Annotated in this window: 15 protein-coding genes; 11 read left to right on the plus strand and 4 right to left on the minus strand. The window is 74.3% G+C overall.

Annotated features, from left to right (window positions below):
• Nucleotides 1-48: 48 nt before the first annotated feature.
• Nucleotides 49-1,062 (plus strand): ABC transporter substrate-binding protein, encoded by a 1,014-nt coding sequence (locus ACQYWQ_RS28050; protein WP_431038516.1) that lies wholly within the window; start codon nt 49-51, stop codon nt 1,060-1,062.
• A 9-nt stretch (nt 1,063-1,071) separates the two neighbouring features.
• Here ACQYWQ_RS28050 and ACQYWQ_RS28055 read toward each other — a convergent pair whose 3' ends face one another.
• Complete coding sequence (locus tag ACQYWQ_RS28055; protein ID WP_431038519.1) at nt 1,072-1,878, minus strand: AraC family transcriptional regulator; 807 nt, start codon at nt 1,876-1,878, stop codon at nt 1,072-1,074.
• Nucleotides 1,879-1,988: 110 nt separating this feature from the next.
• Here ACQYWQ_RS28055 and ACQYWQ_RS28060 point away from each other — a divergent pair, with 110 nt between their 5' ends.
• From ACQYWQ_RS28060 to ACQYWQ_RS28075, 4 genes are all read left to right on the plus strand, one after another.
• Nucleotides 1,989-3,731, plus strand: coding sequence for an ABC transporter transmembrane domain-containing protein (locus tag ACQYWQ_RS28060; RefSeq protein WP_431038520.1), 1,743 nt, complete (start codon nt 1,989-1,991; stop codon nt 3,729-3,731).
• On the plus strand, nt 3,728-5,833 hold the full coding sequence (locus ACQYWQ_RS28065; RefSeq protein ID WP_431038521.1) for an ABC transporter ATP-binding protein: 2,106 nt from the start codon (nt 3,728-3,730) through the stop codon (nt 5,831-5,833). The genes ACQYWQ_RS28060 and ACQYWQ_RS28065 overlap by 4 nt, the downstream gene beginning before the upstream one ends.
• A gap of 171 nt (nt 5,834-6,004) precedes the next feature.
• Nucleotides 6,005-6,931 carry a DUF6891 domain-containing protein gene (locus ACQYWQ_RS28070; RefSeq protein WP_431038522.1) on the plus strand — a complete coding sequence of 309 codons (927 nt, stop codon included), beginning with the start codon at nt 6,005-6,007 and terminating at the stop codon, nt 6,929-6,931.
• 151 nt (nt 6,932-7,082) lie between these two features.
• The gene (locus ACQYWQ_RS28075; protein WP_431038523.1) at nt 7,083-7,808 is read left to right on the plus strand and encodes a CDP-alcohol phosphatidyltransferase family protein; all 726 of its coding nucleotides are present in this window, start codon (nt 7,083-7,085) and stop codon (nt 7,806-7,808) included.
• Here ACQYWQ_RS28075 and ACQYWQ_RS28080 read toward each other — a convergent pair.
• Nucleotides 7,789-8,262: an adenylyltransferase/cytidyltransferase family protein gene (locus tag ACQYWQ_RS28080; RefSeq protein ID WP_431038525.1), complete on the minus strand. Its 474-nt coding sequence runs from the start codon at nt 8,260-8,262 to the stop codon at nt 7,789-7,791. The two genes, ACQYWQ_RS28075 and ACQYWQ_RS28080, sit on opposite strands and share 20 nt — an antisense overlap.
• 237 nt (nt 8,263-8,499) lie before the next feature.
• On the opposite strand from ACQYWQ_RS28080, the gene ACQYWQ_RS28085 reads away from it, so the two are divergent.
• From ACQYWQ_RS28085 to ACQYWQ_RS28095, 3 genes are read left to right on the plus strand one after another with little or no spacing between them, the layout of a single operon-like run.
• Nucleotides 8,500-9,705 carry a glycosyltransferase family 4 protein gene (locus ACQYWQ_RS28085; RefSeq protein ID WP_431039384.1) on the plus strand — a complete coding sequence of 402 codons (1,206 nt, stop codon included), beginning with the start codon at nt 8,500-8,502 and terminating at the stop codon, nt 9,703-9,705.
• Nucleotides 9,702-11,408, plus strand: coding sequence for a lipopolysaccharide biosynthesis protein (locus ACQYWQ_RS28090; RefSeq protein ID WP_431038526.1), 1,707 nt, complete (start codon nt 9,702-9,704; stop codon nt 11,406-11,408). The genes ACQYWQ_RS28085 and ACQYWQ_RS28090 overlap by 4 nt, the downstream gene beginning before the upstream one ends.
• The gene (locus ACQYWQ_RS28095) at nt 11,405-12,649 is read left to right on the plus strand and encodes a hypothetical protein (protein ID WP_431038528.1); all 1,245 of its coding nucleotides are present in this window, start codon (nt 11,405-11,407) and stop codon (nt 12,647-12,649) included. Before ACQYWQ_RS28090 ends, ACQYWQ_RS28095 begins: the two co-directional genes overlap by 4 nt.
• 27 nt (nt 12,650-12,676) lie before the next feature.
• Here the strand turns inward: ACQYWQ_RS28095 and ACQYWQ_RS28100 are convergent, their stop codons facing one another.
• Nucleotides 12,677-13,264 carry a TetR/AcrR family transcriptional regulator gene (locus tag ACQYWQ_RS28100; protein WP_431038529.1) on the minus strand — a complete coding sequence of 196 codons (588 nt, stop codon included), beginning with the start codon at nt 13,262-13,264 and terminating at the stop codon, nt 12,677-12,679.
• A 114-nt stretch (nt 13,265-13,378) separates the two neighbouring features.
• Between ACQYWQ_RS28100 and ACQYWQ_RS28105 the strand changes: the two genes are divergently transcribed.
• Nucleotides 13,379-13,960 carry an NAD(P)H-dependent oxidoreductase gene (locus ACQYWQ_RS28105; protein WP_431038530.1) on the plus strand — a complete coding sequence of 194 codons (582 nt, stop codon included), beginning with the start codon at nt 13,379-13,381 and terminating at the stop codon, nt 13,958-13,960.
• Nucleotides 13,961-14,024: 64 nt separating this feature from the next.
• Here ACQYWQ_RS28105 and ACQYWQ_RS28110 read toward each other — a convergent pair whose 3' ends face one another.
• The gene (locus tag ACQYWQ_RS28110; protein ID WP_431038532.1) at nt 14,025-15,539 is read right to left on the minus strand and encodes a hypothetical protein; all 1,515 of its coding nucleotides are present in this window, start codon (nt 15,537-15,539) and stop codon (nt 14,025-14,027) included.
• Between the two features lie 186 nt (nt 15,540-15,725).
• Between ACQYWQ_RS28110 and ACQYWQ_RS28115 the strand changes: the two genes are divergently transcribed.
• Together ACQYWQ_RS28115 and ACQYWQ_RS28120 are read left to right on the plus strand one after the other, a co-directional pair.
• A complete protein-coding gene (locus ACQYWQ_RS28115) occupies nt 15,726-16,265 on the plus strand; it encodes a WcaF family extracellular polysaccharide biosynthesis acetyltransferase (protein ID WP_431038534.1) in 540 nt (179 codons plus the stop codon).
• Nucleotides 16,262-17,374, plus strand: a complete 1,113-nt coding sequence (locus ACQYWQ_RS28120; protein WP_431038536.1) for a glycosyltransferase — start codon at nt 16,262-16,264, stop codon at nt 17,372-17,374. Before ACQYWQ_RS28115 ends, ACQYWQ_RS28120 begins: the two co-directional genes overlap by 4 nt.
• The last annotated feature ends 54 nt before the right edge of the window (nt 17,375-17,428 follow it).

Here is a 17,428-nt window from a genome sequence, read left to right on the forward strand (position 1 = left end):
GGTTAGGCTCGCCGAAGTTAGGCAAACCTAAGTCGCCTTGGAGTGCACATGTCCCGCCCTCTCGCTTCCACACCGTCCCGACGGCGCGTCCTCGCCTCGGCCGCCGGGGTCCTCGCGGCGGCCGGCCTCGCCGCCTGCTCCAGCGATTCGGACGACGGGGGGAAGAAGGGCGCGGGCTCCCCGGACAGCGCGGGCTCCCCGGACACCGCGGGGACCCGCACCGTCGACACCGCCAAGGGCAAGGTGAAGGTCCCCGCGCACCCCCGGCGGGTCGTGGCGATCAACGACTTCCCCATGTCGGCGATGTTCGACATGGACCTCACCCCTGCCGGGGTCTTCGACGCGGGTGAGGAGTACGTTCCCGCGCGTGATCTCACGCGCTGGCGCGCCGTGCCGAAGGTCTCCGACGGTGTCGGCGGCGAGATCCGGGTCGAGAAGGTCGCGGCTCTCGCGCCCGACCTCATCATCGGCATCGACGCGCAGACCAACCTCCCGTACAAGCAGCTCAGCGCCCTCGCCCCGACCGTCCTGCTGCCCTTCACGAAGTCGAAGAACCCCTGGCGCGACATGGCCGAGCAGACCGCCGACGTGCTCGGCGAGCACGGCAAGCTCGACGCGCTCAAGAAGGAGTACGGCACGAAGGCGGCCGCCATCCGCGAGGAACACGCCAAGGCGCTCGCGGCGACCCACTGGGCGCTGCTCCAGGGCGGTTTCGACGAGGGCCAGTGGTGGCTGTACGGGCACGGCTCGCCGATCGGCGCCATCCTCGCCGACGCGGGGGCGGTCTTCTCCGCGGCGAGCAGGCGGCTCGACGTGCAGCAGGCCGTCTCGTACGAGCTGATCGCGAACAAGCTCGGCGACGCCGACGCGGTCTTCTACTACACGACCAACGACGGGAAGCCCGCCAACCTCGGCCCCAAGCTCTTCGCGCAGCCCGCCTTCACGAAGCTCGCTGCGGCCCAGGCCGGCAAGCTCTTCGGCAGCGTCTTCTTCCTGCCCGGCGGGATGCGCGACGCGATCGCCGCGCTCGACGACTTCGACAAGGCGCTGCGGAAGCTGTGACGTACCGCCTCAGGCGCCGTCGTCCCTGCCACCCTGGGCCGCCGAGAAATAGGCCCCGGGCGTGCGGCCCGTCTCGTGCCGGAAGGCCGCGACGAACGAACTGGGCGAGGTGTAGCCGACGCGGTGCGCGACCGCCGTCAGCGGCCGGTTGACCGCCATGTGCTCAAGCCCCGCGCGCAGCCGGGCCCTGGTGCGCCAGCGTCCGAAGGACAGGCCGGTCTCCGCGCTGAAGAGCCGCGCCAGGGTGCGTGCGCTCGCGCCGACGAGCCGCCCCCACTCGTCGAGCGAGCGCGGGTCGGCCGGGTGTGCGACGAGCGCCTCGGCGACGCGCAGGGCGCGTTCGTCCCGCGGCATCGGGACCTCGATCGTCGTCACGTCGACGGGCCGCAGCAGATCGGGGAGGAGTGCCTCCGCGCGGGCGCGCGGGCCGGGTTCGAGCGGGGTGCCGGCGAGGTGCGTGATGAGTTCGCGCAGCAGCGGGCCCACGGCGACGACGGTCGGGCCGGGCCAGCGCACGGGGGAGTGCCGGGGCGCGAGGTAGACACTCCGCATGAGCGCGGGGCGCGTCGCGCTCGTCGTGTGCGGGGTGCCCGCGGGTATCCACAGCGCGAGCGTCGGCGGCAGCACCCAGGAGTGCGCGCCGATGTCCACCGTGAGGGTCCCCGCCGCCGCCCAGGCGAGCTGGTGCGCGGAGTGCTCGTGCCGGTCGAAGCGGCGGCCACCCGGCATCTCGAAGTTCATGACGCGCAGCGCGCCCCGTGAATCCCCCTGGTCCGCGCCCGCGGCTCCGGAGCCGGATTGTCTGTTCGGCGACATGGCGCGTCACCGTATCGCACACCCGTCAAACTCAGCCAGCCCTAACCTGAGGCGGGAGGCCAGGAACCGCCTCCCGCTCGCCGGACCCGCAGACCATGCCCCCGAAGGTGATGCCAGTGAAGTCCCCCGCCCCCGACGCCCCGCCAGGGGTCCCGCCCGCGCGCGGTCCCGGTGCCGTACTCGCGGCGGCCGTCCGTTCCGTACGGGGCCCGCTGCTCGGCTCGCTCGTGCTGCTCGCCGGGCACCAGGCGGGCGAGGCGCTCGTGCCCGTCGTCGTCGGGATCGTCGTGGACCGGGCCGTGGACGGCGGGGCGACGGGCGCGCTCCTGGGCTGTCTCGCGCTGCTCGCCGCCGACTTCCTCTTCCTCTCGCTGTGCTACCGCTTCGGTTCCCGCCTCTCCACCACCGCGCGCGAGCACTCCGCGCACCACCTGCGGGTCCGCCTCGCGGGGCGCCTCCTCGCCCACGACGACGCGGCGGGCAGCGACCGGCTCCCGGGCGACCTGCTCACCGTGACGGGCTCCGACACGCAGGTGGTGGGGCAGTTCACGAGCCGGCTCGGCACGACGACGGGCAACCTCACCGCCGTCGGGCTCGGCGCCGCGCTCCTGCTGCGCATGTCCGTACCGCTCGGCCTGCTCGTCCTCGCCGGCACGCCCGCCGTGCTCCTCCTCATGAACCGCGCGGGGCGCCCGCTGGAGCGCAGGGGCGCCACCGAGCAGGCCGCGGCGGCGCGTGCCGCGGCGACCGCCGTCGACTACGTGAGCGGACTGCGCGTCCTCAAGGGCCTGCGCGCCGAGCGCACCGCGCTGCGCCACTACGAGGGCGTCAACCGCGCGAGCCTGCGCGCGACCGTCGCCGCCGCGCGCACCGAGGCGGTGCTCGACGGCGCGGGCACGCTGCTCGCCGGGGTCCTCGTCGCCGCCGTCGCCCTCGTCGCAGGGCGCCTCGCACTGAGCGGGGACCTGGGTCTCGGGGACCTCATCGCCTGCGTGGGGCTCTGCCAGTTCCTCCTGGCCCCGATCCAGGGCCTCCTGGAACTCGGTCCCGCGCTCGCCCGCGCCCGCGCGAGCGCGCGCCGCGTCGCCGCCCTCGTCGACGCGCCCCCGCCGCCGCCAGGAACCGCAAAGCTGCCCGAGGGCGCGCCCGTTCGCGGCGAGCTGACGGTACGGGGGCTCGCGCACGACGTGCTGCGCGGCGTCGACCTGAGCCTCGCGCCCGGCGAACACCTCGGGCTCGTCGTCCCCGACCCGGTCGCCGCGGCCGAACTCCTCGCCTGCCTCACGGGCGACCTCGCCCCCGCGCACGGAGCGATACGCCTGGACGGCGTGCGCCTCGGCGCGCTCGACCGCGCCGAGGCCCGTACCGCCGTTCTCGTCGCCCCGCACCAGGCCCACCTCTTCGACGGCACGGTGCTCGACAACCTCCGCTCGGGGGACGACGAGCGGGAGGACGGGCCGGGGGACGCGGCGGCGCTCCGCGCGGCGGCAGCCGACGACCTCGTGGACGCCCTCCCGGAGGGCACGGCGACCCGGGTCGGTGAACGGGGCGCCTTCCTCTCCGGGGGCCAGCGCCAGCGCCTCGCCCTCGCCCGCGCGCTGCGCGCGGCACCGCCCGTGCTCGTCCTGCACGACCCGACGACGGCGGTCGACGCGGTCACCCAGACCCGTATCGCACGCGGCATCCGCACCCTGCGCGCGGGCCGCACGACCCTGATCCTCACCTCGTCCCCCGCACTCCTCGCCGCCTGCGACCGCGCCGCGGTGCTCCACGAGGGCCGCGTGACCGCGAGCGCCCCGCACTCCGCACTCCTCGCCACCGACGCCTTCTACGGGGATGTGGTCCACGCATGAGCACGACCGACGGGATGCCCGCGGGGACGAGCGGCGGGACTCCGTCGCGGGGGCCGGGGCAGCCGGGCGAGGCGGGCGGGCCTGCGGGGAGCTTCGTGGGGCCGAAGCGGGCGAAAGGCTCCGGGCCCGTCGAGCGGCGGCCGCGGGCGGTCGCCTCCGGTGGGGAGCCACCCGTACGCGGAAGGGGCGGGAAGCACGTCCCGCCGCCACGGGACGGCGCGCGTGCGCCGCTGCCCACCGCGACGTCGCGGCGGACCTGGGGCGCGGTACGGGAATTGACGCGCCCGCACCGGGTGAGGGGGTTCGCGGCCGTCGCCGTGTTCGCGGGCGAGGCGGCGGCCGGGCTCGCCGGGCCCTTCGCCCTGGGGAGGATCGTCGACACCGTGCGCGAGGGAGGGGAGAGCACCGCCGTCGTCGGGGCCGCGCTCGTCCTGCTCGGGGCCGCGCTCCTCCAGGCCCTGCTGACGGCGACAGGGGCCGGGCTCGTGGCCCGCGTCGGGGAAGGGGCGCTCGCGCGGCTGCGGGAGCGGGTCGTGGCCCGCGCCCTCGCGCTGCCCGCGCAGCGGGTCGAGGAGGCGGGCACGGGCGACATCGCCGCGCGCATCGGCGACGACGCCGCGCTCGTGGCGCGCGCCGTGCGCGACGTCGTACCGGGGCTCGCGGGCTCCGCGCTCACGCTCGCGGCGACCCTCGTCGGGCTCACCGCGCTCGACTGGCGCTTCGCCCTCGCGGGGCTCGCGGCCGTACCGATCCAGGCCGCGACGCTGCGCTGGTACCTGCGCCACTCGACCCCGCTGTACGCCCGTCAGCGCGAGGTCGGCGGCGAGCGCACGCGGCAGATACTCGAATCGGTCTCGGGCGCGGCGACGGTACGGGCCTTCCGGCTCGGCGCCCGCCACACCCGCCGCATCGAGGAGCGCTCCGCGCACGCCGTCGCCTACGCCCAGCGCGCGACCACCCTCCGCTCCCGCTTCTACGGGCGCCTCAACGTCGCCGAGTTCACCGGCCTCGCGCTCCTCCTCGTCGTCGGCTACGTCCTCGTCAGGGACGGCTCCGCGCGCGTGGGCGAGGCGACGGCGGCGGCGCTGCTCTTCGTGCGGCTCTTCGACCCGGTGAACGTCCTGCTCGCGCTCGCCGCCACCGCGCAGGAGGCGGCGGCGGGACTCGCCCGGCTCGTGGGCGTCGCCGACCTCGTACCGCGCGAGCACGTGCGCGACCTCGTACCGCGCGAGCACGTGCGCGACCTCGTGCCGCGCGACCCCCTCCCTCCGTCTTCGGCGCCGGAGTCCGCGGAGGTACGAGCCGAGCCGTCCGCCTCCGCCGAGCCGTCCGCCTCCGCCGAGCCGTCCGCCTCCGCCGAGCCGTCCGCCTCCGCCGGGCCCTCCCCCTACGCCGTGTCCGCCCTCGGCATCCGGCACGACTACCGCCCGGGACACCCCGTCCTGCACGGTGTCGACCTGCGGCTCGCGCCCGGCGAACACGTCACGCTCGTCGGGGCGAGCGGCGCGGGCAAGAGCACGCTCGCCCGTATCGTCGCCGGGGTCCACGCGCCCACTGGGGGGACCGTCACCGTACGGGCCGAGGCGGGCGAGGGACCGCGTGTCCTCCTCGTCGACCAGGACACGCACGTCTTCGCGGGGACCCTCGCGCAGAACCTCCTCCTCGCCGGGCCCGGGGCGCCCGAGCCCGCCCTCACCGCCGCGCTCGCCGCCGTCGGCGCGGACGGCTGGGCCCGCGCGCTGCCCGAAGGGCTCGCGACCGTCGTCGGTGCGGGCGGCCTGGCGCTCACGCCGCTCCAGGCGCAGCAACTCGCCCTCGCCCGCCTGGTCCTCGCCGATCCGCCGGTCGTCGTGCTCGACGAGGCGGCGGCGGAGGCGGGCAGCGAGGGGGCGCGGGGCCTGGAGAAGGCCGCCGAGGAGGTGACCCGGGGCCGTACGGCGCTCGTCGTCGCCCACCGCCTGGGACAGGCGGCGCTCGCCGACCGGGTCGCCGTGATGGAGGCGGGCCGCATCGTGGAGGAGGGCACGCACGCCGAACTCCTCGCGGCGGAAGGCACGTACGCGCGGTTGTGGGAGGCGTGGGCGGCGCGCGGGGCGCAGTGAGAGGGCGGGGCGCGGGGCGCAGTGAGAGGGCGGGGCGCAGTGAGCGGGCGGGGCGCGGGGCGCAGTGAGCGGGAGCGGGGCGAGTGAGAGGGGGCGAGGCGGGGCGGGGTGTGCCGGGGTGAATCCGTCGTGGGCCCCCGGTTGTCAGTGGTGCGTGCGACAGTCCCGTACATGCTTGCGATCGTGATCGAGACGGAGCCCGGTGAGCGCTACGAGCGGGCCTCCGCGGAGAGGCTTGCCGAGGTGGTGCGGCGCGTCGGGGGGCGCAAGGACCGGTTCCTCGTGCTCGAACGGCTGCCGGACGAGGCGGACTTCTACGCCCAGGTGTGGCACGAGGGGGAGGGGCCCTACCAGGTGGAGTACCGGGACGGCTCCGCCGGGCGGCACTTCCAGGCGCACACCGACGATCCCGAGGCGGTCGTCACCGCCCTCACCGGCTGGGCCCGCCGCACCCCCGGCTGGGACGCCGCGCTGACGTGGAGTCCCCTCGACCTCGGGGCACCGCCCGAGGAACCACCTCCGCCCGCCCTGAGCCCCGAGGACCGTGCCGCGCTGGAGGCGGCCGTCCGCGTCGCGCTGCACGGCGGCTACCGCGACCGCGCCGCCCTCGCCGAACTCGCCGAGGAGTACCTCGTCACCGACGACCGTCGCCCGGTGACGCAGGCGCAGGCCCGTGCCCTCGTCGACCGGCTGTGGCGCGACCGGCTCGCCGAACAGGCCGCGTGGCGCGGCGAGACCGACCCCGAACGCCTCGCGCGTGCCTTCGCCGCGCTCGACGCGGCAGGTGTCGTCGCCCGCGAGGACTTCACCTGCTGCCGCTCCTGCGGCATGCGCGAGATCGGTGCGGAGGCCGGGCCGGGAGGGGCGCGGGGCTTCGTGTTCTTCCACCAGCAGTGCACGGACGGCGCCGTGACCGAGGGCACGCTGCGGCTCTACTTCGGCGGGTTCGACGACGAGGAGCGGACGACGGCCGCGATCGGGCGCGAGGTGGTGGCCGCGCTCACCGCCGCGGGTCTTGGCACCGCCTGGGACGGCAGCCCGGCGCGGGCGATCGAGGTGACACCGCTGGACTGGCGCCGTCGCCTGCCGGTCCACTGAGCGCCCGTGGCGTGCTGAGGGGCCGTACCGTACTGGCCGTGCCGCGCCGAGGGGCCGGAGGGGCCTGACCAGGCGTACCGGCCGCAGGGCCGCGCGGGCCGCCTGCCATCATTGACCGGCACATGAACGAAAAATGACCCGGGGGGGCCACATGGGAACGATCAACACCGCGCTCCGCGAGCTGAGAACCGCGCAGAAGTCCTCAAAAGGCGTCTCGCTCTACTCCCGCTTCGCCAACCGCCCGGCGGGCCGCGTCCTCGCCGCCTGTGCCTACGCACTGCGCCTGACACCGAACCAGGTGACGGTGATCAGCGCGCTCTTCAGCTTCGCCGCCGTGGTCGGCCTCGCGATCGGCACCCCGTCCGTGGGCCTCGGCGTCCTCGTGTGGCTGGGCCTCGCGATCGGTTTCGCCTTCGACTCGGCGGACGGCCAGCTCGCCCGGCTGCGCGGCGGCGGCAGCGCGGCGGGGGAGTGGCTCGACCACGTCGTGGACTGCGCGAAGATCACCGCCCTGCACGCGGCGGTGCTCATCTCCTTCTACCGCCACCCCGACGCGTACGGCATCGACGGTGAGGACACCTGGCTGCTGCTCCCGCTCGTCTTCCAGTTCGCCGCCGTCGTCACCTTCTTCGGCGGGCTGCTCACCGAGAAGCTCACCCCGCGCCCCGCGCCGGGGACGCCCGCCGCGGCCCCCTCGACGCTGCGGGCGATCGCGCTGCTCCCCGTCGACCACGGCATCTTCTGCCTGGTCTTCCTCTTCCTCGGCGCGGGCAGCGGCTTCCGCTGGGCCTACGCGGCCCTCGCGCTCGCCGCCGTCCTGTTCCTGCTCGCGTTCCTCGTCAAGTGGTTCAGGGAACTCAGCGCAGTTCGGCGCTGAGCGGCCCGGCGGGCCGCTCGTCCCCGGTGAGCACGTCCAGCGCGCGCCGCAGTTGCGTGCTGGACGTGTGGACGGTGTACGGGAAGTACACGATGTCCACGCCGACCGCGGCGAAATCGCGCTCCAGCTTGTCCCCCTTCGGCGTGCCGCGCCAGTCGTCGCCCTTGAAGAGCACGTCGAAGCGGACCTGCTTCCAGGTCTCCACCTTGTCCGGCACGGTCTCCACGAAGGCGGCGTCGACGTACTTGACGCTGCGCACGATCTCCAGCCGCTCCACCAGCGGGATCATCGGGCGGCGGCCCTTGGCGCCTTCGACCATCTCGTCCGAGACGACGCCCGCGACGAGGTAGTCGCAGTGACTCTTCGCGTGCCGAAGGATGTTGAGGTGTCCGATATGGAAAAGATCGTACGCACCCGGGGCATAACCGACTCGATACGGTCTGTGCTCCGCCATGAATGAAACCCCCCTGGTCTCGTTCGCACCGTTCGTGCGGTGCGGCTCCGACGATAGCGTGCGCGTTCACGTCGACGTGAGTGAACGTTTAGGCTAGGAAAGCTTCGCCTGGAGGACCGAAAGGGTCTGTACCTGCGCGAACGCCCGGGGGATTGCAGCGAAATGCTGGGGGAAGGGGAGCGCTGCGTGAGCGCAAATGATCAGATCGGGGACATAACGGGGCGTCGCACCCTGCTGATGGTCTCCACCAACTACGCGCCCGAGCACGCCGGGATCGGCCCGTACGCGACACAGATCGCCGAGCACTGGGCCGAGGCGGGCCACGAGACCCACGTACTCGCCGGGATGCCGCACTACCCCTCGTGGAGCCTCGACCCCGAGTACGCCGGGGCCTGGCGGCGCACCGAGCGGCGCGCCGGAGTCACCGTGCACCGCCGCAGGCACACCGTGCCGCCCCGCCAGACCGCCGTGCGCCGCGCCCTGTTCGAGGGCTCGATCCTCCTGCACGGCGCCGTCGCTCCGCCCCGGATGCCACGCCCCGACGCGGTGCACGCGCAGATGCCGAGCCTCGCCGGCGGCGTGCTCGCCGCGCGCCTCGCGCACCGCTGGAAGGTCCCGTACATCCCCGTCGTCCAGGACCTCATGGGCGCCGCCGCCGCGCAGAGCGGCATCAGCGGCGGCGACCGCGCGGCGAAACTCGCCGCGCGCGCCGAGTCCTTCGCGCTGCGCCGCGCGACCCTCGTCGGCATCATCCACGAGACCTTCCGCGCCAAGGTCGAAGCACTCGGCGTCGCCCCCGAGCGCATCCGCCTCGTGCCCAACTGGTCCCACGTCACGAGCCCCACGGGCGACCGCGAGGCGACCCGCGCGCGGCTCGGCTGGGCGCCCGGCGAGACCGTCGTCGTGCACTCGGGGAACATGGGCCTCAAACAGGGCCTCGACGTCCTCGTCGAGTCCGCGCGCCGCGACCCGGCCGTACGCTTCGTGCTCATGGGCGACGGCAACCAGCGCGCCCACCTCGGGGAACTCGCCCGCGGCGTGCCCAATCTGCACTTCCTGCCGCCCGCCGACGACGCCGACTTCATGGACGTCCTCGCCGCGGCCGACGTCCTCGCCGTCACGCAGCGCGCCTCCGTGCTCGACATGAGCGTTCCTTCGAAGCTCACCTCCTACTTCGCCGCCGCGCGCCCCGTGCTCGCCTCGGTCGCCGCCGAGGGCGGCACCGCGCAGGAGGTGCTGCGCTCGGGCGCGGGCGTCCTCGTCGCCCCCGAGGACCCCGACGCGCTGCTCAAGGAAGTGCGTAGACTCGCCGACGACCCGGCGCAGGCCCGGGCACTGGGGGAAGCGGGACCGCGCCACGTCGCGGCCCATCTGACGCGCGCGGCGGGACTCGCCCGCATCGACGCACTCATTGAAGAGGCTCTGGGGGTTTGGCGCACATGACCGACTCGCACGTCAGTCCGGCGGGGGACGAACCGGAACTGCTGCGTGACCAGTTCCGGCAGCTGCTGCGCTACCGCTGGCTGATCGGCGGGGGCATCGGGATCGGCCTGATCGGCGGTGCCTACCTCGGCATCACCTCGGCCGACTCGTACGCGGCCAACAGCGACATCGTCGTCCGCACCCCCACCACCAACCCCTTCGACAACTCCGCCGCGCCCGACAAGAGCGTCAACATGAACACCGAGCGCCAGACGGCGCTCTCCACCAACGTCGCCCAGATCGCGGCGAAGAAGCTCAAGAACGGCCCCTCGGCGCGCACCCTGAAGAAGGGGCTCCAGGTCACCACGCCCCCGCAGAGCCTCACACTGCGCTTCACGTACACCGCGGGCTCGCCCGAGGAGGCCGCACGCGGCGCCAACGCGCTCGCCGACGCGTACCTGACGGCGAGCGAGCAGAAGTGGTCCGACCTGCGCGACAGCATGGTCGCCCGGCTCAAGAAGCAGATCGACCCGCTCGGCAAGCAGCAGAACGAGCTGGCGCAGCAGCTGGAGACGATGACGAAGGGCACCTCCGCCTACGACGCCCAGCAGACCGCGAACGTCAACCTCAAGAGCCGTATCAGCACCCTCCAGAACCAGCGCGACACGCTCATGGGCCTCGACATGGCCGCGGGTTCCCTCACCCAGGAGGCCACCCCGCCGACCAGCTCGGACGGCCTCGGGCTCGTCATATCCCTCGCGCTCGGGGGCGCCTTCGGCATCGCCTTCGGTCTCCTCGCCGCCTGGGTACGGCTCGTCTTCGACCCCTCGCCGCGCTCCACCGGCGACGTCGCCCGTGCCGTGCGCGCCCCCGTGCTCGGCTCGCTCCCGCGCGGCGCGGCCAAGGGCCTCCTCGCCGTCGACCAGACCGGCTCGCGCACCGCCGAGGAGTACCGCTCGATCGCCTTCCGGCTCGCCTACGACGCGCGCTTCGCCGACCGCCGCCGCCTCCTCGTCGTCGCGGCCCGCGACGCGAGCGCCCAGGCGGCGACCTCGGTCGCCACCAACCTCGCCGCCTCCTTCGCCGAGACCGGCAAGGACGTCCTCCTCGTCGAGGCCGACCTGCGCGCCCCCGGGCTCTCCGCGCGCCTGCACACGACCGCGGGCCGCCCCGGCTGGAGCCTGCCGTCCGACACGGACGACAACGGCTGGCCCGGTACCCGCCCGCTCACCGTCGACGCGGGCGAGGCCGGTTCCTTCGACCTCGTCCCGGGCCAGCGGGTGCGCAACGTGGCCCGCGCGCTCACGTCGAGCCGCTCCACCCGGCTCATCGAGGACGCCGACGAGAACGGTTCGACCGTCGTCGTGCTCGCCCCGCCCGTCCTCTCCTACGCCGACGCGCTCGCGCTCGTCGACCGCGTCGACGGCGTCGTCATCGTCTGCGACCTGCGCAGCGTGCACCGCACCGAACTCGTCCGCATCCGCGAGCTGATCGTCGGTGCCGGCGGTACGGTCCTCGGCGCGGTCACGCACGACGAAGGCGGTCACGCGGCCAAGCAGAAGGGCGCGGCGAAGGGCAGCGGGCACCGCGCGGCGGGCAGCGAACTGCCGCCCCCGGCCCCGCGTCCCGCGCCCCTCGCCGACCAGCGGCTCGGCGACGGCACCGAGACCGTGACGCTGCGCCAGCTGCGGCCCGAGGACCTGCGGACGGGCGACAAGAGATGAGACGCTCGGCCACGGTCGCCGCCTCCGTACTCGACCAGGCCGCGTCCAGCCTGACCAACATCCTGGTCCTGGTGATCGTGGCCCGCGTCTCGACGGCCGCGGGCTTCGCCGCCTTCTCGATGGTCTACGTGACCTTCACGGTGCTGCTCGGCCTCAACATGTCGTACGTCGGGCAGGTCGTCGTCCTGGAGAAGGGCGGCGCGCGCGCCCTCGCCGCGGCCTGCCGCTCCGCGACGGCCTTCACGGCGCTCGCCTCGCTGCTCGCCGGAGCCCTGCTCGTGGCGGGCGGCGCGGCCGTCGGCGGCACCTCGGGCACGGCCTTCGCCGCGCTCGGCGCCGTGCTGCCGCTCGCGCTGCTCCAGGACGGCCTGCGCTACTCCTTCTCCGCGCTGCGCGTCCCGCACCGCGCGCTCGCCGCGGACACGCTGCGCCTCGTGTGCGTCGTGCCCGCGCTCGCCCTCCAGCCGCACCACACGAGCCCCGCGCGCATGGTGCTTGCCTGGGGCCTGTCCGCGCTCCCTGCGCTGCTCCTCGCGCTCGCGCTCCTGCGCCCTTACGTGCGCGGCACCCGCGCCCGCCTCTCCACCTACCTGGGCCGCGGGCACCTCGGGCGGCGCTTCGTCGTCGAATTCGCCGTCGGCAACGCCTCCAGCCAGCTCGCGGTCCTCGGCCTCGGCCTCTTCGCGAACCCGCTCGCCGTCGGCGCGCTGCGCGGCGCGACGACCCTCTTCGGGCCGCTCAACGTCCTCTTCAACTCCGTCAACGCCTTCGGCCCGCCGATCCTCGGGCGCTTCGGCGGCCGCCGCGCGACCGCCCGTGCCGCCGCGCTGCTCGGCGTCGTACTCGGGGGCGTCGCGCTCGGCTGGGCACTCCTCCTGTACGCGCTCCCCGCGAGCGCGGGCAAGCACCTCCTCGGTGCCACGTGGGAGGCGACCGCGAAGCTCCTGCCCGCGACGGGCGGCCAGTACGCCGTCATGGCGCTCGGCACCTGCGCGCTCGTCACGCTGCGCGTGCTGAGCCCCCGCGCGACCCTCTCCCTCCAGGTCGTCTTCTCGCTCCTCTCCGTCGCCTTCATGCTCGGCGGCTACGCCCTCGCGGGCGTCCAGGGCGCCGCCTGGGGACTCGCGCTCGGCTCCGCGCTCAAGGCGGTCGGCGCCTGGAACCGCGTACGGAGGCTGCCCGAGCACCCGCCCGCGGCCGCCCCGGACCCGGACGACAGGCAGGAACCGGCGGCGGCCTGAGGCGGAACCCGCCCGCGGGGCCTGGGGTCAGGCGCGTCCCGGTGCCTCGCAGGCCGCCCGGACGAGGCGGTCGACGAAGTCCAGGGTGTGCCGCGCGGGCCCCTCGGGCCCGAGCGTGGCGGCGGTCGCGTAGACCCCGTTGAGGACGAGGACCAGTTCATCGGCGAGCCGCCCGGGATCGGCGGCACCGGCCTCGCCGGCCAGGTCCCGCATCCAGTCCCGTACCCGCCGCTCGTGCGTCACCGCCACCTGGTGCGCGGGGTGGTCGGGGTCGGGGAACTCCGTGTGCGCGTTGTGCATGGGGCAGCCGCGGAAGCCGGGCGCCGTGATCTCGTCGACCACGCCGGCGAAGATCGCGAGGAGTTGCCCGCGCGCGTCCCCGGCCCGCCCGGCGCTCTCGCGCATCCGGGCGAACCACGCGTCGGCACGCTCCTGCGTATAGGCCCCGGCGAGCGCGTTCTTGGTGGGGAACTGGCGGTAGACGGTGGCGTTGCCGACCCCGCTCTCCTTGACCACGAGGTCCATTCCGACGGCGCGGATGCCGCGCGCGTAGTACAGGCCGCTCGCCACCGACAGGATGTGGCGGCGGTTCTCCTCCGCTGTCTTGCGGGCCATGCTGCGCTCCTTCGACGGGTGAGGCGGGGCGGGCCGGAGCCCAGTTTGACAGACGGATCGATCCGTCACAAACTCCGGGGCGGAACGATCCGTCACATCCGGAGGCTCACGCCCGTGCACCGTCCAAGTCCCCTCCCCACGGCCCCGTCCGCCCCGCGGGCGCCGCGCACCCTGGTCCTCGTCGCCCACCCCGACCTGGCCTCCTCGCGCGTCACCGCCCGCCTGACCGAGGCCGTGCGCGACCTCCCCCGCCTCACTCTCCACGAGCTGGCCCCGGCCTGCCGCGAGGGGCACTTCGACCTCGCGCACGAGCAGCGGCTGCTGCGCGCGCACGAACGGATCGTGTGGCAGTTCCCCTGGCACTGGTACTCCGTCCCCGCCCTGCTCAAGGCATGGATCGACCAGGTGCTCGCCCACGGCTTCGCCTTCGGGAGCCAGGGCCACGCCCTGCGCGGCAAGACCCTCCAGCTGGTCACCTCCACCGGCGGCCCCGCGGAGTCCTACGCCGACGTCGCCCCCACCTCCCGCTTCTCGATGGCCCAGCTCCTCGCGCCCATCGAGGCGACCGCCCGCCTCACCGGGATGCGTCTCGCCGAGCCGCTGGTGCTGCACGGCGCCCGCACGCTCTCGGAGGAGAGGCTCACCGCCCACGCCGCGCGCTACCGCGCACTCCTGGGGGCCGGGTACGCCGGCTGAAGCCGTGGCCGGGCCCGGCCCGCCGCGGGGCGGGACTTCCGGGCCCGCGCCGCCCGGGGCCCGGCTACTTCATCCACGCCCGCCCGTTCCTGCTCCGCGTCGAGATGAGCGCCACGCACAACGCCGCGATCGCCACCCGGCCCGTCGCCTGGAGCAGGGGGCCGCGCAGCAGGATGAAGGAGTACCCCGCGACAAGCGGGACGAGGACGGAGACGAGCGCCCCCGAGGGGGTGCGGCGCACCGCCCTGCGCGCGTAGCGCGTGTCGACGCGCGCCGCGAGGAAGCCGACGCCGAGGAGGCCGCCGAAGACGCCGAGCGGGCCGAAGTCGATCCACAGCTCGGCCCACACGGGCGAGGACAGATTGGTGTTCTTGTTGTCCATCCACTCGCCGACGATGACGCCCGTGTCCTTCGGCTTGCTGTCCCATACCGAGCGCGGCACCGCGAAGAACACGTCCCCGAGCAGCTGGAGGCCGAAGGTGTGGCCCTCGCCCGAGTGCACGTACGTGATGGTGTTGGAGAACATCGCCGTCTGGTCGTAGTCCTTGAGCGCGAGCGGCTCCAGGATCGACGTCGTCTGCATCGGCTTGTAGTTCTTCTCGTCGTACCGGAAGCGGTCGGCGAAGGGGAAGACGACGAGCGCCACGACGACCCCGAGGCTCAGCGCCGAGCGGTACATCGCGGCGCTGCGCGGGAAGACCGTGAAGAGCAGCGAGAACATCACCGTCAGGAACCAGTAGCGCGGGTTCGATATCGGGTTGTTCACGACGCAGTTCAGGAGCGCGAGCGCGAGCCACGTCGCGAGGATCACCGGGGAGCGCCTGGCCCGCTTCGAGGTCACGACCCAGCGCGTGTAGATGAGCAGCGCCAGCAGCGCGGGCACGGTGCCGAGGCCGCGCAGGATCGCCTGCCCCGCCTGCGAGCCGTCCTGCGAGAGCCCCGCGTCCTCGATCCCCGCGATGATCTCCTGACGGCTGCTGAAGAAGACCGCGGGACCGCCCAGCTTCTGCACGAACAGCGCGCTCGCCACGAAGGAGAAGGCCACGAGCGCGTACAGGCGCCTGCGGTGCACGAGCCGCAGCGCGTTCTCGTTCCGGCCAGGCCGCTCGGGGCGCGTACGGCCGAGGAGGGCGCCGAGGTCGAAGGCGATGCACCCGGCGAGGATGAGCGCCGTCGCCTCGACGAGGTCCCCGCGCGCGCCCACCACGACGGTCGGGGTCTGTCCCAGGACGACCTGCGCGAGCGGGGCCACGCCCATCGCCATGTAGACGAACAGCCAGAAGGAACCCTGGAGCAGCTTCCGCTTGCTGGTGAGGATCATCGCGGCCAGCCGTGCCCCGGAGTAGACGGTCAGCGCGAGTTGCAGCCAGTAGACCGCGTCCCTGACCCCGGCGCCGCGCTGCGCGCACACCCACAGCGGGAAGAACACCGCGAGCCCGAGCACCAGGGGCACCGAGAGCGCGCGCGAGAGCAGGGTGCGCGGCGAGGTCGGCTTCCCCCACTCCGCGTCCACCGGGCCCGCGAGGGGCAGTGGCCTCTTCTCCACGCGCGCCCCGGCCTGCTCCGTGCCTGTCGCCATCCAGCGACCCCCGCCCCAACTCGTGCCCCGACCACGGCCGGTGGTCCCCGGTCCGCGCCACTCGCCCGGTACGACAACCGGAAGAGATCCCCCGCGGCAGTGTACCGACGCCCCTCGGTCACCTTGAGTCAACCATTAGGCTGAGCACCGAGGGCGCCAGGGGAGGCGCCGGTGGGGGTTACACACATGCGCAATCTCCCGGCCTTCACGCTGGCCGGTTACGACAAGGGACGCGGGAAACTCGTCCAGGCCCTGTGGTTCGCCGTCATGAACACGGTCTTCATGGCGTGGTTCACCCCGGCCAGGGTCCGCACCATGCTCCTGCGCGCCTTCGGCGCGAAGATCGGCGAGGGCGTGCTCATCCGGCACCGGGTGCGCGTCCTGTGGCCGTGGAAGCTGGAGATAGGCGACCACACCTGGATAGGCGAGGGCGCCTTCCTGCTCAACCTGGAGCCCATCAGGATCGGCGCCCACGTCTGCGTCTCGCAGGAGGCCATGATCTGCACGGGCAGCCACGACCACCGCAAGGCCGACTTCCGCTACCGCAACGCCCCGGTCACGGTCGAGGACGGCGCCTGGATCGCCACTCGCGCCACGGTCCTCGCGGGCGTCACCGTCGGTGCCCAGTCCGTCGTCGCCGCGGGCACGGTGCTCACGCGCGACCTGCCCGCCCTGACCCTGCACGCCGTCGACGGCAGCCGCAGGCCCGTACCGGAGCCCGTATGAGAGTCCTGCACGCCGTCACGCTGCACAGCCCGACGCACGCCTTCGGCGGTCCGGTGCGCGTCGCGCTCAACCTCGCCAAGGGGCTCAGGGAGCGCGGTCACGAGGCGGGTCTGCTCGCGCTCGGCGACGGGTTCGACAGCGCGCTGCCCACGGACGTCGAGGGGGTGCCCGCGCGCCTCTACCAGGCCCGCAGGCTCGCCCCGCTCGGCTTCAGCGGCATCACCTCGCCCGCCCTGCTCGGCTCCGCGCGCCGCCTCGTGCGCGAGGCCGACGTCGTCCACGTGCACCTCGCGCGCGACCTCGTGACCCTCCCCGTCGCGCTCGCCGCGCTGCGCGCAGGGCGCCCGCTCGTGCTCCAGACGCACGGCATGGTCGACCCGAGCGGCAAGGCGCTCGCGAAGGTGCTCGACGCGCTCGCCGTGCGCCGCCTGCTGCGCGGCGCGGGCGCCGTGCTCTACCTGACGGAGCACGAACGCGCCGGTCTCGACGCCGTCGTCGGCGCCCCGCCGCTCGCGCAGGCCGTACGGCTCGTCAACGGCGTCCCGGCGCAGGAGCCGCGCACCCCGTGGGACGGCGGAGCGCCGCACCTCGTGTACGCGGCCCGCCTCCAGGCCCGCAAACGCCCGGCGGACTTCGTCGCAGCGATCCCGGAGATCCTGGCGTCCCACCCTGCCGCCCGCTTCACCGTCGCGGGCCCCGACGAGGGCGAACTCGCCCCCGTCCGCGCCCTCGTGGACAGGCTCGGGCTGCGCGACAAGGTCGCGCTCCCCGGCCCGCTGAGCGGCGAGGACATGCTCCGTACGCTGCGCGAGGCGACCGTCTACGTCCTCCCGGCCGTCGACGAGCCCTTCCCGATGTCCGTGCTCGAAGCGCTCTCGGTCGGCACCCCCGCCGTCGTCACGACGTCGAACGGCCTCGCCAAGGACATCGCCCGCACGGGCGCGGGCCGCGTCGTCACAACGGCCGAGGGACTGGCCCCGGCGATCGGCGACCTCCTCGACCCCGCCCACCACGCCGAGGCCTCCCGGGCCGCGCACGCCCTCGCGGGCGGGACCTTCGCGATGGACGCGGTCGTGGCCCGGCTCCTGACGGTGTACGAGGGCCTGTAGGACGCGGTACGGGGACGGGGCGGCCACGCGCGCGAAGTGGCCGCCCCGTCCCCG

This window comes from Streptomyces sp. P6-2-1 (assembly GCF_050613165.1).
Classification (GTDB): Bacteria; Actinomycetota; Actinomycetes; order Streptomycetales; family Streptomycetaceae; genus Streptomyces.